Annotated in this window: 12 protein-coding genes, 4 pseudogenes and 1 other annotated feature; of the genes and pseudogenes, 6 read left to right on the top strand and 10 right to left on the bottom strand. The window is 46.9% G+C overall.

Going from position 1 to position 16701, the window contains the following annotated elements; translation table 11 throughout:
* Positions 1–27 precede the first annotated feature (27 nt).
* The 6 genes from ACMGGK_RS22070 to ACMGGK_RS22095 all read right to left on the bottom strand — a co-directional run bounded on the left by ACMGGK_RS22070 (position 28) and on the right by ACMGGK_RS22095 (position 6345).
* Positions 28–765 carry a molecular chaperone gene (locus ACMGGK_RS22070; protein WP_420277233.1) on the bottom strand — a complete coding sequence of 246 codons (738 nt, stop codon included), beginning with the start codon at positions 763–765 and terminating at the stop codon, positions 28–30.
* A gap of 18 nt (positions 766–783) precedes the next feature.
* A complete protein-coding gene (locus ACMGGK_RS22075; protein WP_420277234.1) occupies positions 784–3402 on the bottom strand; it encodes a fimbria/pilus outer membrane usher protein in 2619 nt (872 codons plus the stop codon).
* Positions 3403–3455: 53 nt separating this feature from the next.
* Positions 3456–4160, bottom strand: a complete 705-nt coding sequence (locus tag ACMGGK_RS22080) for a molecular chaperone (RefSeq protein ID WP_420277235.1) — start codon at positions 4158–4160, stop codon at positions 3456–3458.
* A 62-nt stretch (positions 4161–4222) separates the two neighbouring features.
* On the bottom strand, positions 4223–4759 hold the full coding sequence (locus ACMGGK_RS22085; protein ID WP_420277236.1) for a fimbrial protein: 537 nt from the start codon (positions 4757–4759) through the stop codon (positions 4223–4225).
* Positions 4760–4795: 36 nt separating this feature from the next.
* A complete protein-coding gene (locus ACMGGK_RS22090; protein ID WP_420277237.1) occupies positions 4796–5329 on the bottom strand; it encodes a fimbrial protein in 534 nt (177 codons plus the stop codon).
* Between the two features lie 413 nt (positions 5330–5742).
* Positions 5743–6345 (bottom strand): tyrosine-type DNA invertase, encoded by a 603-nt coding sequence (locus ACMGGK_RS22095; protein ID WP_420277238.1) that lies wholly within the window; start codon positions 6343–6345, stop codon positions 5743–5745.
* A gap of 603 nt (positions 6346–6948) precedes the next feature.
* On the opposite strand from ACMGGK_RS22095, the gene ACMGGK_RS22100 reads away from it, so the two are divergent.
* Positions 6949–7824, top strand: coding sequence for a hypothetical protein (locus tag ACMGGK_RS22100; RefSeq protein ID WP_420277239.1), 876 nt, complete (start codon positions 6949–6951; stop codon positions 7822–7824).
* A 599-nt stretch (positions 7825–8423) separates the two neighbouring features.
* Here ACMGGK_RS22100 and ACMGGK_RS22105 read toward each other — a convergent pair.
* Positions 8424–9329 (bottom strand): hypothetical protein, encoded by a 906-nt coding sequence (locus ACMGGK_RS22105; protein ID WP_420277240.1) that lies wholly within the window; start codon positions 9327–9329, stop codon positions 8424–8426.
* Positions 9330–9620: 291 nt separating this feature from the next.
* On the opposite strand from ACMGGK_RS22105, the pseudogene pgi reads away from it, so the two are divergent.
* The 3 genes and pseudogenes from pgi to ACMGGK_RS22120 form a co-directional block, all read left to right on the top strand.
* Positions 9621–9882, top strand: a pseudogene (gene pgi / locus ACMGGK_RS22110) (glucose-6-phosphate isomerase); the annotation flags it as partial.
* A gap of 43 nt (positions 9883–9925) precedes the next feature.
* Positions 9926–10099, top strand: coding sequence for a hypothetical protein (locus tag ACMGGK_RS22115; RefSeq protein ID WP_420277493.1), 174 nt, complete (start codon positions 9926–9928; stop codon positions 10097–10099).
* A 90-nt stretch (positions 10100–10189) separates the two neighbouring features.
* The gene (locus tag ACMGGK_RS22120) at positions 10190–11221 is read left to right on the top strand and encodes an IS110 family transposase (protein ID WP_420277241.1); all 1032 of its coding nucleotides are present in this window, start codon (positions 10190–10192) and stop codon (positions 11219–11221) included.
* Positions 11222–11536: 315 nt separating this feature from the next.
* On the opposite strand, the pseudogene ACMGGK_RS22125 reads toward ACMGGK_RS22120, so the two are convergent.
* Positions 11537–11984, bottom strand: a pseudogene (locus tag ACMGGK_RS22125) (transposase); the annotation flags it as partial.
* Between the two features lie 1366 nt (positions 11985–13350).
* Between ACMGGK_RS22125 and ACMGGK_RS22130 the strand changes: the two are divergent.
* Positions 13351–13509: pseudogene (locus ACMGGK_RS22130) on the top strand (IS110 family transposase); the annotation flags it as partial.
* A 302-nt stretch (positions 13510–13811) separates the two neighbouring features.
* Here the strand turns inward: ACMGGK_RS22130 and ACMGGK_RS22135 are convergent.
* Both ACMGGK_RS22135 and tnpC read right to left on the bottom strand, forming a co-directional pair.
* The gene (locus ACMGGK_RS22135) at positions 13812–14072 is read right to left on the bottom strand and encodes a hypothetical protein (protein WP_420277242.1); all 261 of its coding nucleotides are present in this window, start codon (positions 14070–14072) and stop codon (positions 13812–13814) included.
* Between the two features lie 305 nt (positions 14073–14377).
* Positions 14378–15152 (bottom strand): annotated as a pseudogene (tnpC, locus tag ACMGGK_RS22140) (IS66 family transposase); the annotation flags it as partial.
* A 47-nt stretch (positions 15153–15199) separates the two neighbouring features.
* Here tnpC and ACMGGK_RS22145 point away from each other — a divergent pair.
* A protein-coding gene (locus ACMGGK_RS22145; RefSeq protein ID WP_420276929.1) for an IS3 family transposase occupies positions 15200–16440 on the top strand; the annotation gives its coding sequence in 2 pieces (ribosomal slippage) (positions 15200–15515 and positions 15515–16440; 1242 coding nt in all).
* Positions 15508–15624, top strand: a sequence feature (AL1L pseudoknot). (Overlaps the previous gene by 117 nt.)
* Positions 16441–16701: the final 261 nt, after the last annotated feature.

Here is a 16701-nt window from a genome sequence, read left to right on the forward strand (position 1 = left end):
CGCATAACAATCTGACTGTACGTATTTTCAGATTGATGACGTTACGGGTGTAGACCGATCACCATTTTCATCAATAATTTGCCATATCACGCTGCTCCCAACCGATGGCAAACTGTATACCACCTCACCAAAAGGTGGCACCATGCGTTTAAGGACATTTTCGGATAAAGCATGACCGCCAACCTGGAGAGAATAAAAGGTTATCCAGTAAGGGGTCGGATTACTCACTTTCAATGCGTCGCCTGTCCGGAAAAATCTTAATTCCTTTGAAGCGCTGGCAACCTTGCCATTCTTGAGTGCTTCCGGTCGATAAAACAGTTTCACGTTATACGTCATAACGACATTCGCACGAGACGTTGACACACCGGTTTCTTTTTCTGCCGGGATAAGCTTAAAAGAAAGCAAATAGACACTTTCGCGATCTTTCACCGGCACGGGCTTAACTTTTATGACCTGAAAACCATAACGACCATCCGGCATGGCTTTAACCAACGGTTGTTTCAGGAAAAACGGCGTCGACTCATTTAGCACCGTGCCAGTGACCGGATCTAATCCTCTGACCCAGGCTTGTACTAGATAATTTTCACCTGCATCCTGTCTTAGCGTTACACCAACCTGACGTGCTCCCTCAGGATAAATGTAACGCGTCCGATCCGTCCCAATACCGCCCCTGCTCCGATCCTGCTGGTTGGCCTGTGCCATGTCGATACCGCTCACCATGGCGACAAATAACAACGATGTAAACAACCACATTCTGCATTGCATAGGCCATATCCTTGTCTATTACTGACAAACCGCAGTAACGCTGACCGGAACATTATCCGTCCGCTCAGACGTCAGGTGGTATGGAACACCACAACGCTCATCCGCACCACTCCCCCATTGCAGGTTAAGTCGTCCTTCATCCGGCAATCCTGTCATGAATAGCTGTCCGTCGTCTCCCACGATCCCGTTTGCAGCCTTCTGCCCCTCATCAAGATTATGAGTGTCCAGAACGGCCATGGCCCCAAACGGTACAGGCTTCCCTTGATATGTCAGGTTCAACATCGCCTGACGCCCTACCTGAGTCCGATAATCAGCCATGACCACGGCCCCTCGCGTCGGGATCACACGTGCAGATGTCAGATCCATCGCCACATCGTTACCCAGATTGGACGGATCGAGCCCGACCTCCGTGCTTCGATAAGGCGTGAGATACGGCACAATCGCATAACCACGCCAGTCAGTTGCCACACCGCTCTGGTTAGTCACCTTCACTCCAGATGCCCCCGGAGCACGGACAATGGCAATGGTTTCACCTGGCTCCTGACCCAACGTAATCCCATGTGGATGAGCCACAATGCCACCGCTGAGGCCATAGGTAAGCTGTTGTTGATTTTTGCTGTAGTTATAGCCACCCGATACCGACCCCGCACTGCCGTTATAAACAGCGCTCAGACTACCACCATACCCTTGCCCCTGGTTGCCCACACTCTGATCAACGTTATAACTCAGTTGGTTATCGCTGAGCGCAGTGCCATTAAGCCCCGCATGCTGAACCACTTTATGATCTTGATCTGAATTCACGCTATAACTCAGGTTCATATTACGAGCGAGAGAGGTATTATCTCCGGCCAGGAAACGATTCAACGGTACTGACACGTTAAAACCCACGCGCCGATCTGTTCGCTTGTCACTGCCTGCGTCACTATTTTTGGCCTGGCTCAACGATAAGCCATAGCTGATGCCAGATATTGTCGTGTTATAACCTGCGTTATATGTACGTTCGCTCCCCTCACGCTCCCAATAATCACGCTGCGTGCCCGAAAGATAAAGAGAACCGAAATCCCCCAGTGCCTGATTGAGAGTGACGTTAAATTCGCTGCGAGGACGATAAGAAGCCCCATTAGTGTTATCATCCCGCTCATCACGGTATGTATTCGCATCCTGAAAGCTGTAATACCCTTTGGTGGAATAACGATAGGCAGCCATCGTCAGTGTCGTGCCTGTTTCCAGCATGCTTTTGGAATAGCGGATACGATAAGACTGCCCCTGGGACTTATCACGCGACACCGGGGTCGCATTTGCCTGCGTGGCATCCGCAGAAATGGCCCCCCATTCCCCCAGACTGACACCGAGACCGACAACAGCAGCCCGATAATACTGAGCGGCTAACACGCCAAGATACGGGGTCATATCATGCGGCATGCCATATATCAGAGTGCCTTGTACAAACTTGGCCTCACGCAAACTATTATTACCGCTGTTACGTAGTTCACCTGCCGTTACCGAATACTTAACCTGACCTTCCCGCTGCATGATCGCAACCGACGAATAGGCCTGGGTAAAATGCCGCTCCGTCCCATCTTTCTCTTTCACGGAGACAACCAAATCTCCACTGTCAGAAGAGGGGTATAAATCCTTTATCGTAAAGGGACCAGGAGGGACATACGTCTGATAGATAACGTTACCGTTCTGCCTCACCGTCACTTGAGCATTGGTGTTCGCCACGCCTCGTATGATCGGTGCGAAACCGCGCAAGCTGTCAGGCAACATGCCCTGGTCAGAAGCAAGCTGAGCGCCACGAAACGGGATACTGTCGAACACATCACCCGGGGTGGTATATTCACCGGCAACAAACTCGCCCTGCAAAGGTTTCACATCATGCGCAAGAAACGTGTTGATGTTGTTGAAATGCGTCTGCGACCCCTGCCCTCCCCAGCCGCTATTGCGTGTCCAGGTCGAATAGTTTCGCAGGCGCCAGCCCTGAAAGTTAAGCCCGCTGCGCAAGTTGGCAAATTGCTCATCAGAATCGCCCATCAAGGTGTTATCACCACGGTTGCTGGTATGATTACCGGTGATGTTGTAATCCAGCAGTGCCGCAGGTACCCCTTCATCCCAACTGTCTGGATCAACATATCCCTGCGCCTGCGTCATCATCAGGGCCTGTGGGATACTGATGTTCAACCGCTGTTGCGAAAAATCAAAGTGCGCAGTGGCCGACGGCACATATTTGTCTAGAGGCAACAACATCGTCGTCCGCGCTACGCCATTCAGTGCCGGGATCGCCGCTGCATTGAGCCCATAATTGGAATAATCTTTTAACGATAAAGATGGGAGCAATTCAGTATCTGAACCCGCCACAAATGCAATATTTCGCGAGGTCATATATTGACCGTTCACATAAACGTCCACGCGATAGGTGCCGGGTAATTGCCCACCGGCCTCAAAGCGTGACAAATCGACATTGGAAGACGTGGGGTTTGCAGGGCCATTATTTCCCAAAAGGGCTGGGTTGAAATACTCCCGCGCTTCCACAGCCATCCCATTTAATGACAATGAAATGCACAAGAATATTCTGAATGACAGGATGGACAAACGAAAATGCCCGCTGCAACATTCAACATGTTTCAGTCTGCTCATGAGAAAAAATGTCCCCACTAAAAAGAATAAAATGTTAATTGAGAATTCAGCTACTAAAACGAAACTTTTATGCTCGGTGTCACCCCACCAAACTCATCAATTGTCTGATAATCAATGCTTCCAGATGTCCCAGAAGGCAATGGATATGCATGACTCCCAAACGGAGGTACCATATCCCGAATATTGTCAAGTTCACGACCGCCAACAGAAATTTTACTAAACGTGATATAATACGCTGTGGGGTTCTTGGCCGTTAACGTACTTCCGGTACGGGAAAACGTGAGTTGCTTATAGGCTTCCGTTGAAACACCTGGTAAGCCATTAGGTCGATAAAACAGCTTGATCATGTTTGTATAAGAAAATGACACCTTGTTGCTGTTTTTATCTTTCTCTGCAGAAGCGGGGATCGCCTTGGCATTGAAGAAAAAGACAGACTCTTTATCTTTAGGAAACGCATTCCCGGTAGGAATGACTTTCACATAATTATCGCCCGTCCCTTGGCGATATAAGGGAGGCGTCACCACAAAAGGTGGTTTCCCTCCATATAATGATGCATCATCTTTATTATAAAAGGATACCCAGGACTGAATCAGTAACGGAACGTCAGATGAATTTTGAATTTTTATCCCAGCCTCCTTACCTTCATTAACTACCAGGCGCGTCTTGGATAATGAATACCCCCCAGAGGCATATGTGAAAAATGAGAACATGGACAACACAAAGGCCACAACAATAAAATGTGATCGAGACTTAATCATAATTCACCTGTAGATCCCCCTCCACGGATAAATCCGTGGAGGGGGAGAAAGATAAAAAGATATTATGGTGAAACAACCGTTACGTTCATTACTGACGCGATGGTACCCACACCAACAGCCGCAGCGGCTTTATAGAGATTGGCTTCTGCATTAATGGTAGCGTTACCCGCAGTAATGGCAGCAGTAATCAAACCAGCCGGGGCAATGCGTGGGACCTTGCCTTTTTCGTTAATACCAACCAAGACACCTTTAGAAGTCCCGGTATTCGTCAGGTAATCCGTGGTAGTTGCCTGAGGAGTGTAATCAAAACGGATTGAAGCATTACCCGTACCAGGGCAGCCGGTAACATCAAACGTCAGCGCCTGGGTCGAACCCGCGATTTTATCGTTCACTGCCGCTGAACCTAATGTGCTCCCATCCACATCAGCAAATGTGATTGTCTTAGTCAGCTCGCTTTGCGCAACCGTACAAGTTGTGGCAACCACGGTCCCGGTGACATCCAGTTTTCCTGTTGCAGTCTGGTTCGCATAAGCACCAGCACAAACAGCAAAGTTTGCGGCCAACAACATCACTGGAATAAGTCTTTTCTTAGTATTCATTTAATTAATTCCTTCAAAATAAAAACGGGTGAATACTTAGATGTATTCCACGGTCATGTTAATTGGAAAATCAAGGGTGCCTACCGTTGGCGCAACTGCGCCATAATTATTCAGTGCCCCCTTAATATTAACAGTGGCAGTACCATTTGCTATATTGGTGTCCCAATTTGAACCAGATGCCATGCCATACCCTGTCGTCGTAGGAAGAACATTGTCATGCCCGAGTGATATCGCAAAATTACTTGTACCAGAGTTTTTTACATAACCATAAACACCCACATTAGTAAATGTTACCGTGGTCTTAATCTTCGTCAACTCCGCTGGACAAGCAGTGAATGCGAAATCCTTTGACCAAGGTCTGATATTTTGCTGCGCCGTTCCATTCACCTCATTGACACCAACATCCCCAAGAAGAACTTTTGCATTAGCAAAATCAGTCGGTGCAGTACAGGTACCACCGTTCACAATGCCATGAAAAGTAATAGTACCGCTTGCTCCATCGGCCGCATAAGCCCCTGCAGATAAGCAACCAGCAGCCGCGAGGGCCAGTGCCAGAAGATTTTTTTTCATTTCAGTTTTCCTAATACCATTGGATAGATACCTACCGACCACAACAAACAGTTGGTAGCTTATTGCTGGCCCTTCCCCACATCTCCTTACGGTGTAATGGTTGTCATTTAGGACCATTTTGACAACTTTGGTTACTTATTGGGGTTTTGTGCTGAAAAATGGGAGGTGACGGGGGCTATTGCCAACAGAATGATTAACGGCAATATTTTATACTTTCGAAAAGAAAACTCAGGAGTAGGGAGGGAGAATGAAGCGTGAAATGAGCACAATGCAAAACAGGGAAGTGATTAGCAATTGCAACTATTTCATGATGTTATCGATTTTCTTTGCGAGTATTTTTTCTTTTTTTACAAATGGATGCATTTTGTTTGGGAATTTATTATCTTTTCTCTGTGCAAAAATGGCGATGGTGACTAAGCTAGTTGACAGTTTGGTCCTAAATGTAACTTTTTGTGTTTATTTTTTAATCGCCAAACGTCTTTAAATCGCTCCGCATTACTGGCCGTATACCGCACCGTATGGCGGATATTGCGGTGACCCAGGTAGTCCTGTATCAGCCGCGTGTCCACTCCCCGGTCCGCCAGCGCAAAACCGCACGCATGGCGCAACATGTGCGGATGCGAAACTACAGCAAGATTGGCCTTTTTACCCAACCCGCTAATCAACTGATAAACGCGCTGACGCGTCAACGGCCCTCCCTGCCTCGACAAAAACAGCCAGTCGCTTTCCGCGCCTTCCCATTGCTTTCGTATCTTCACCCAGGCTTTTATCGCCCGGATTTCATTGCTCAGTAACGGGTGGTTGGTACTAAATCCGTTTTTCATGCGCCGTATGTACAAACTGCCGTGCTTCAGATCCAAATCGGACACCCGCAACCGACACGCCTCACTGACACGAAAACCGTGGATAAAACTCATGTATAAAAAGCAATAATCCCGTTCGGGATTACCGCTCTGTTTTGCCATGTCCAGCATGCTTTCCACCTCCGTTTGCGTTAAGTGCTTGCGCTTCGTCATTATACCTCTCCAGAAATATTGATTTATATTGCAGTTTTTTTCGTCCCAGACCTAAGACAGGTGATTATCCATTGAATGACACCAGGCAACAACCCTCCAAACAATAAGGCATGCCACTCAAATTTGGCCCTCATAAATATCGCAACGCGTCAATACACGTAGCCAAATGACACGTCTTCACCTTCACCATCGGCCCCGTCAAAAACAGGGGGCGCTCGACGAGAGAGTCCCGTGCACCATGAACAGCGTTCTCCTCAGGACAAAATCCCTCTTGCGCCGGAGACACTGCAGTCTGCCATAACCGCTTCTCCTGCTACAACATCCTGATGTTAACATCTCTGAACGTGGCTGGCGGAAATACGTGATTATTTCTCATTAAGCAAAACAGGCTTTTCGGCTGGTGCATTAAATCATTTGACAAGATAACACCACCGTGATTACGGTGCTAAAGATTAAAAACTCAACACCACCGAGTTCAATTTAAAAAATAGAAATATTCTTTTTTTTTAATTTCGCAATCAAACTCATTACATAATCTACTGTGACATATGAACAGTAGGCAGTACTCATGTCATACTTAAACTAACTGATGAGGATAATATCATGACAACGCCATTCGCATGGGACCCAAATGCCAATCAAACATACATGTCTAATTATGGTTCGCAAACCCTGCAAGGAGAAGGTCGCACGTTTGACAAACTCTACAACAGAAGTTTCACGATGTCTGCCCCCGGCTGTACGTTGACGCTAAAGGGAGACCGGAATATTCCGGACAACGAAGTGGCGTGGCCACGCGCCGTCTCTAGCGGAGACGACATTACACACATCCTGGTGCAACAAGGGACACTAAAGCTGATGGATATCGGCAAAGCTAATTTAGGCTATCTCGACAACGCCGGCGATACCATAGTTCGACATTTAGACCTTGAGGTAGCCAGTCAGTTGACAGTTGACGCGAGTTTAGTTTATTTCGGCCAAATGCAAGTAACGGAGGTCGGAAAACCCCAACCTCAAATCAGCATTTATAACAATGGTATATTTAATGTAAATGCCGAAGCCGAAATATGGTTTACTTCAGGCACGATGCTTGCCAGAGACAACGCCTCGGTCACGATGTCATCGATTATCATATCGGCCCAGCGCAATGAAAATCTTTGGGGGTGTAAAGATGTCCCACCTGTATTTAGGTTGTCTGCAGGGACTCCCTCGTTCACGTTTAAACGCGCAAAAAGCGATGTTCTGGTGTTTGATTTTCTCACGCGAACATATGAAAAGGGATTATTCTATTTTGATACCCAACAAGGCATCAACCGTGGGAAATTTATTATTGAGGGCATAGGAAACACGTTTCAATACAACGCCCTTGTAAACAAGGGGCTTGTTTCGATTGATGGCAATACCGACCTCAATTATGTGGATAGTCGCCTCAAGCAATCTAATTACGTTAATGGTAATTTAGTGCTTGAGCTAAAATGATATCAACTTACCCGCACTATCCATTCTGTTGACCATAAAAGGGCCTGGGAGTTCTTCCCTGCCCCTTCCATTATTACGGCGGTGAAAGCGTAACACAAGCCCCCCCCCGCCAGGCTATTTATTTCTCAGAAAGGCACTCCAGCTTCACCATCGACAGTAAATCCCCCACCACGTTGCCGAAACCAGTCACACGGAACCGGCTTTCGCAACTCTAACAGCACATACACTGAATTGAGAAATACCAAACGCACTCTCAATTCTCAGATGGGTGCATAAAAGAGCCCACAAGAGGCATTTGTGGGCTAAAGGCTTCTCTGGAAGAACATTTTTGTAGTTATACACACAACGCGATTAAAGACTGAAAATGGAAGATGTGGCGAGTCAAGAAAAAAAGCCCGAACTGGGAACGGGCTGGAACACCTCAAGGAGAAGTTAAATACAGCAATGCAACCTAAACATCGGAACGAGAGAGCCTGTACATAAGATTGTTTACAGGCTAACGCGGGTGCATGGGCCTGTAATTGTCGTAAGTAATCCACAATATGACAATAAACCACGTATACCACTGTGAGTTAAAAAATTAACTGAACGCGCTTACATTAGCGCTCTTTGGTAATTATCATAGTTTGCGTCGTAAAATCACCTCTCTGCACATTTTGAGCATACCCAACTTTAAATTGTCCATCCGTTCGCATGTCAATAACCCGACCATCGAGAGAGAAGGTCCCCCTCTGATTTAAAAGCGACAGAGTAAATGCACTGGCCGAAGGCATATCAATAGCAACGGTCCCCTTGCTGGATGAAGCGAAATCAATAATCCCTTTAGGATACGTGGCTTCAGCATCACGGCTTTGTAGTGGGTCCCCTCCCACAGAGTACGCCATTATATTAAGCTGAGGGGCCCCATCAAAAATAGAAACTCTCCATTGATCCCTTGTAACCATTATATTGTTTGTTGTGAGGTTTAATACAGATCCCCCATGTAATTCACTCAAGCTATCGTGAGGAACAACCGTAGGAGTAAAAATATCTAACTTAGCACTGTCATAAGTGGAAAATCGACCACCCCACTCGAAAATCCCACTGGATAAGCTGAGCATCGATGTATCATTCATTTCAACACCCACAGAACCACTCGTGCCTTCGTTGGATACAGTACTTATCACGCTATTCACCGTTATCTTCATTGAACCATCACGCTGTAATGTCAGTTTGAAAGGCCGCTGCTGCCCTATGAAAACACTCATATTACTCGTGTAAGAAAACATTCCGGAGAAAATGTCAAACTCAGTCACCGTATCTGCCAGTTCATTTGGATCATTGGGGGCAACTGGCCAAAAAACACCAACACTATCTTTCAACTTCAAAGATTTTCCAACGGCATCCATAATAAAGCCGGCACCGATATTTTTATTAAAATCGGAGTCGGTTTCAGTCTTGTCACCACATTGTTGCTCATAAACCTGAGTTTCATTTGCATCCCATGTAGTATATATTTTAGCCATTTAACTCTCCAGATATTACCCTTAGAAATAGGAATATTAACTATCAAAACGGGTGTTAAATAATTGCAAATATATTCAGCTAAAACATGACAAATGTCACAGTGTCATGCCCCCCCCCCCGAAAGCAACTATAAGTTACGTATACTGGGAGTAAAAATTCCGGTGGTTAGCTAGTGCTCGTTATGGGAGGAGCTGGCCGGCGCCGATCTCCGGCTTGCTGCACTTTCTCAGGACACTGGTATTGTTCGGTAGCTATCCGTTACATATAAGCCGGTAGAGTCTTAGGGCGTGGTGCAAATTAGCCAGGTTTTTGAGAAAGATAACCAGCGTTTTGCTAAATTCTCTGCCACTTTTGATGGCCAGATATTAGTTAATTACTCTAAAAACCGTATTACTGAAGTGACATTGGAAAAAGAGACACAATTGCAACAGGCCATTAATGCGATGTTTTCAGGCAAAGAAGATTAATCACACTTAGTATAGAGCTGTGTTACACGTTGCTTTGCGTAATCGCAGCAATATGCCAATTTTTGTTGATAACCAGAATGTGATTACTCTATACTTAGGGTTAACATCACTATTAACAGAATATCCCAATGAAAAACAGAGCAATTTTTATCGTAATTTTCTTAGGATTAATGATCATTAATCCTATCTTTGGCTTAGCTGCTGCGCCTAGTGCTGTGAAAACAGGCAATACCACAGCAAGCAAAGGGGCTGAACCGCCGCCGTTGAATTTATCGGAAGACTACAGTCTAGTATTTTTGTAAGCGATGAGATGGTCTTCCCTCTCCTTCACGGCAGCACCCATTTGCGCCATGATGGATAAACTTTAATCAGGAAAAAGTAAGAGGGATACCATGTCTCAAGTGAAAATCACCGGCATCGTTCTGGCTAAAACAAACTTTTATCTTTTCAGTATCAATGCCTATGGGAAACCAGTTGGAAAGATGAAACTTTCACGTAGCAACTTACTCAACTGGCTGGTTCAGCAACCACCGATGACTGTTGCCATGGAAGCATGTGGAGCATCGCATCACTGGGCCCGGGAGATACAAAAACTCGGTCATACAGCGATATTGCTTCCGGCTCAGTATGTCAGAGCCTATCAACGACGCCAGAAAAATGATTATAACGATGCACAGGCAATTGCTGAGGCTTGCCAGCATGGAACTATCCGACCCGTACCTATAAAAACGCTTGATCAGCAGGATATTCAGACGTTTTTAAAAATGCGTCAGCTGATTTCAATGGAAAGGACACAACTGATAAATCACGTACGTGGGCTTCTTGCTGAATATGGCATTGTGCTGAATAAAGGCGCAACAGAACTACGCCGAACGTTACCCGCGCTACTTGAGGATGCTGAAAATGAACTCACTGACGCTATGAGAGCATTGTTGCATCGACAGTATACCCGGCTGATTACATTGGATGATGAACTGGAATGGTGTAACACCGAGCAGAAGAAATACGTTCACCAGGACCCTGTGTGCCAAAGGCTGTTGGCTATTCCAGGATTCGGCCCTTTGGTCAGCCAGGTGATAAAAAGCTGGATGGGTGATGGTAAACAATTTAAACGAGGAAGAGATGCCTCTGCTGCTCTGGGGTTGGTCCCCCGACAATTCACAACCGGTGGTAAGCAGGTTTTGTTGGGGATAACAAAATGCGGTAATCAGTACGTGAGATCCATGCTGATACATGGTGCAAGGGCTGTACTGTTCAGGTCTGCTGAAAAAACTGACCTGCTTAGTGTGTGGGTTCACCGTATTCGGGAAAAACGTGGGTTTAACCGAGCAGTTGTCGCCCTTGCAAATAAACTACTACTGATCTCCTGGGTAATTATCGCCCGTAATGAATTATATTTACCAGCAACACTGAAAAATCAGTAAGTTATGCTATGTAGTACAATAAACGCTAACCTGAAATTGTGAAGAATGCAGAAATGATGAAAAACAGGTCAGACCGGCGTTCCAAAAACCTGCAATATGTGACAGCCCACTCAGGCCGTATAAGCGATAAGGACGGAATGCGCGAATGTCTCATCGAGGCCAGAAGCCAAAGCGTCATCAACAGGCCGGATATACGAAAGCAAACCTGTCACTTTCATTATAACTGTGCTCTTGCAATCCATATACGTCACATTTGAACCGTATTGATGCTTAGGATGAGGTGAGTTCGACTTTCCAGGGCAACAGATCTCATACACGATTCGCCGGCCAGTTATCGGGACGATGCTTCAGGGTATATAAGTGCGCACGCGAGACCTGAAGACAGCGGCTGACGAAGCTCAGTCGCCATCCCCGGGCAATAAGGGCGCGTGCGCTATCCACTTTTTGGGCGACCATACTCGACAGCTTCCTTCAGCAGCTCGTTCTCCATGGTTTTTACCCAGCAGGCGCTGTAGCTCTTTGATTTGTTTAACCGCCGCAGCAAGTTCTGAGGCGGGAACAACATCTTAGCCAGCCATGATTGCGGTGAAGCTACCTTCCTGGTACTGCTTTCGCCAGGCGAAGATCTGGTTTGCATTTAACCATGAAGCCGTGCGATATAGGATACTGTCATGCTTGGCTGAAGCGTTTCCTGGACAATGGAAATTTTTTCCTGTGGAGAACGGCGCCTGCGGCGTTCTAGTCCGAGCAACTCTTCGATCATGCTTATCACCTAATTATCGAATGACTAGTTTAAGACTAGTCACTAATTTAAGGTGGGTCGAAGTGTCTGGAGACTCAGGGGGCCAGTCTAGTTTTTGCATAACTGTGAAATTGTAAACTGCCTACATCTGCAAGGATTCAGCATAACGGATTTACGATTAGTTACCATTAATTAGTATTTTTGAGATTGTTCTTGATATGTTGCTTCCTGTGTATTTTTAATTTTATAGATGATAATGCAATGCTTTTTAGTTGACTGGCCACAGTTAGCACAAGTCACCACGTCGATATCATTCACGTTATAGATACTAATGCTGCAGCTTACGATAAGATCTTTTTTGCAGCCAGAACATTTTAAATCTAACATGCACATGGTCACCGCTCCTTTTTGTGGATAACATTATTGATTTAGTGAGACCACATCGTAATCAGATCTGATTTTTCTCACAGGGGGAAAAATCCGTAACTCACTCTCAATAATCGTGGAAGGGATGTTCTTAATTGTCGTAACGAAAAGAGCAGGAGGTCAAGAAGTGTTTGCTAACAGCACCGTAAGGATAATCGAAAATGTGTAAGATAATGCTGCCAAGCTCAGGTTTTTCGTTATTACAATCATGTTCAATTGTATTCAATACATGGGGATGAGACTGAAGCATTGATAATTCCCACTACCACCTCAACAGCCTTTTTCTAAAGTTATCGTGAGTATGTAAAGATTTTGTAAACTCATCAAGCTCAACATTTCTTATTACTTTCGAATGAAATTGAAAACGAATTACATGCGTATTCAGATCAGCGATTCCGACCGCTTTTACAGTGTTGCTGATATTGATATTAAAACTCATGGATTCTTGCGTCCTTCTGAGAATGGATTCCGACCGTGCTCCGTCTGTGGGCGGCTGATCTCAATGGAGGGCTCGGAAACGGACTTTATGGGCTTTCTTGTTTTTTGGGGGGGAGGGGCTTTTTTAGTCTTCGTTATAGGTTTCGTGGGATGCTTAACCACGATATATTTGTATGCACTTGGGGCTGGGGGAAGTTCGGTTGTAGGGGCGGCTTGTATATAGCCACTCAGTATAAAAGATACAACCAAGAGTGAAAGTCGAAGAATATACATGGTGTTCCTTACAAATATTTTTATGCTCGGCACGTGAGAGTTGGGCTGTCAACGGACCAGTGTGCAAGCCACTACTCGTTTCGCAGAGTTGCTGGTTGGTGTGGGGAGCGTTGTGCTGAAAAAGTTGATGAAGCATATTCCGTCTCAAATCGACCGGACTGAGTCTGTATCAGATTCTGATGGGATCGCCATTAGTGTGTCAAAATGGCAGGGTGTTAAACTCGACCACTTGAAAACGGGAGCGTCCGTCATGAAGATTACAACGGTTGGTATCGATCAGATAAAAAGTGTCTTTCAACTCCACGGCGTCGATCCTCAGGGTAAGGCTATGCTTAAAAAACAGTTGCCGGGCTTAAAAATGTTGGCGTATTTTGCCAATCTTCCACCCTGTTTTGTTGGTATACAAGCGTGAGTTATTCTCCTAAAAAATTCTCTATGTATAATCAGAAGGTCGTGGGTTCAGTCGGTTCAACTGCACTCAAGATGAGGGCGAGCTGAATGCATGACAAAGGTAATTTATTGATTATAATTTTAAGCGTCGGGTATTCAGAATTTTCAAGGAAAAGTAATACAGATTTTTGTTGAGGTAAGGAGGGAGCTACATGATGAGGACTAATAGGTATCTTCACGAGATGGGCTAACCTGAATTCAGACCGTGCGGTGCAGGCGCAGCACAAGAGTGAACCACTATACTGCTGCGCCCGCTGTCAATTACTGTTTTTTCTTGTGATACTTTTTACCGTGGTGCTTTTTCTTACTGTGGTGTTTAACCTGCTTGGCCTGATGTTGCTGAACCTGTTTTATGGACACCGCCCTTTCTTCTGGTGCTTTTTGCAGCCCGTTCAGCGTGCTGTTAGCAACCGGGGCAATTGCTGCTGATGTATCAGCACTAGCTTTCGGCATTGGGGCCGCCACAGCCATCCCAAAACCCAACAGCGACGCCACCAACATACCAATTGATAATTGACGCATATCTTAACTCCCTTGTTAAATGTGAGATTACAGCCTGTTGCTGGGAGGTTATGGTCGTCAAGATGTCTTCTGCCCCCCTGCCATATAGATGGACTATCATTTAGATCTGAAGGAGACCGAAATTACTATGTTGGTACTCTGGTAATTGAAAATCCAGCCTATTTTGATAAACAACATGTGAGAGTTTAAAACATTTGTTGGTCCACTATTGGTAAGCGTACACCGAGGGCCGTATTGATGGGGATGTGTTATTCAGTTGGCGGTGTGATGCGCCAGGGTAGTAGTTCGTTGACCCGGTTGACCGGTCAGTCGGCGATGACGTCAAGCACATAGCGGAGGTAGCCTTCTGGATCCACGCTGTTCAGTTTGCACGTTCCGACCAGGCTGTACAGCAGTGCTCCCCGCTCACCATCATGGTCAGAACCGAAGAACAGGAAGTTTTTGCGACCCAGACAGACCGTCCGCAGGACATTTTCAGCGATGTTGTTGTCTGCTTAGGCCCAGCCATCGTCCGCATAGTACGTTAGTGCCTGCCACTGGTTAAGTGCGTACGCGAACGCCTTCGCCAGCTCGAGTGTCGCGACAGGGTTTTCATCTTTTCACGCAGCCAGCTTTCCAGGGATTTCAACAGCGGTTTCGTTCTTAGCTTACGTTCCGCAAGCCGCTGCTCTGCCGGCATTCCCCTTATATACGCCTCTATGGCGTACAACTGACCGATCTGCTTCAGGGCTTCTTCCGTCAGGGGTGGCGGGGTGCGGACATGCACATCGTGGATCTTTCGGCGGGCATGAGCCCAGCAGGCGGCTTCCGTTATTTGTCCATTGCGGTACAGCTTGTTGAACCCGGCGTTCGCATCTGCCTGCAGAACACCGCTGAAGCCCGCAAGATGGCTCTGCGGGTGGATGCCTTTTCTGTCCGGGCTGTAAGCGAACCACACCGCCGGCGCCAGCGCTGACCCGGCGTTTCGGGCGTCACGAACGTACGTCCATAAGCGCCTGGTCCTCGTTTTTTATTACCTGGCAACAGCACCGGAACAGGCGTGTCATCAGCATGGAGCTTGCCGTTAGTCAGCACTGAACCGTACCGGGTTTCTTGGAGACTAAACTCTCAGTGAAAGGAGACCCAAAATGAAATCACCATCCGCCAAACGCTATCCCCCTGAACTGCGTGAGCGCGCTGTCAGAATGTTGTTGGAACACCGTAATGAGTATGACTCTGAGCCGGATGCCATTCGTGCCATATCGTCAAAAATCGGGTGCCATTACGACACCTTACGAGCCTGGTTGCGCCAGCATAAAAATGATGCCAGTGGTGGTGTCAGCCCCGTCAACACTGATGATGGCGGACTGAGCACCAATGAGCGCCAGCGTTTAAAAGAACTGGAGCGTGAAAATCGGGAGCTACGCCGCAGCAATGATATATTGCGCCAGGCCTCAGCTTATTTTGCCCAGGCGGAGCTCGACCGCCACTGGAAAAAATAATGCCACTTATGCAGTGTCTGAGTGGTACACACGGGGTCGGGCCGGTATGTCGCGAACTGGATATTGCCCCGTCGACATATTACTGGCATCAGCAACGCCGGCTGTATCCTGAGAAATGTAGCCAACGAGAAAAGTGCGATGCTCAAATCAGCCAGGAGATAAAACGCGTTTACGAAGAAAATTACAGTGTCTATGGAGCACGAAAAGTCTGGCGTCAGTTGCTCCGCGAGGGCTTTAGCGTTGCCCGGTGTACTGTTGAACGCCTGATGAAAATAATAGGTCTTCGGGGCGTACTCCGTGGCAAAGTCATCAAGACCACGATCGGTCGCAAAACAGCGGCAGCAGCGGATCTGGTAAACCGCCAGTTCGTGGCAGAACGTCCCAATCAGCTTTGGTGTGCAGATTTTACGTACGTTAGCACCTGGCAGGGCTTCGCCTATGTGGCGTTCATAATCGATGTGTTCGCGGGCACGATCGTTGGCTGGCGGGTCTCATCGTCGATGGAAGCAAGGTTCGTGCTAGATGCTCTGGAACAAGCTCTGTGGGCACGTCGCCCCTCAGGTACAATCCATCACTCGGACAAGGGCTCCCAATACGTGTCACTGGCGTACACCCAGCGGCTGCAGGAGGCGGAGCTGTTGGCGTCGACAGGCAGCACAGGCGACTCTTACGATAATGCCCTGGCCGAGAGTATCAATGGCCTTTACAAAGCGGAAGTGATCCACCGTAAGAGCTGGAAAAACCACGCGGAAGTGGAGCTTGCGACACTGGCGTGGGTGGACTGGTTCAACAATAGAAGGTTACTGGAACGGCTAGGACACATACCGCCGGTAGAAGCTGAAAATGCCTATTATGCTTCCAGTACAAATAATGGTCTGGCAGCCTGAGCTTCCGGACTAAAAACTCTCCAAAAAAACCGGGGCGGTTCACAAAAACCGTCGATGCACTGATTTTCATCGTCAGTCCAATACAACGGTTGGTCAGCTTCTGGTCGAACTTGAGCTGAAGGATCTTAAAACAGGTTTCCATGGAACTCCTGGCTTTTCTCTTTTTGGACATCGATGTCTCCGTTGGGATAAAAATCAGCAACGGAGACCGTGTAAGAAAGAGTTAATTCCCGGAGTGATCGGCAGGATGCCAAATCGCGA

The sequence above is a fragment of the Serratia sp. BNK-33-b genome, assembly GCF_048684565.1.
Lineage (GTDB): Bacteria > Pseudomonadota > Gammaproteobacteria > Enterobacterales > Enterobacteriaceae > Serratia > Serratia marcescens.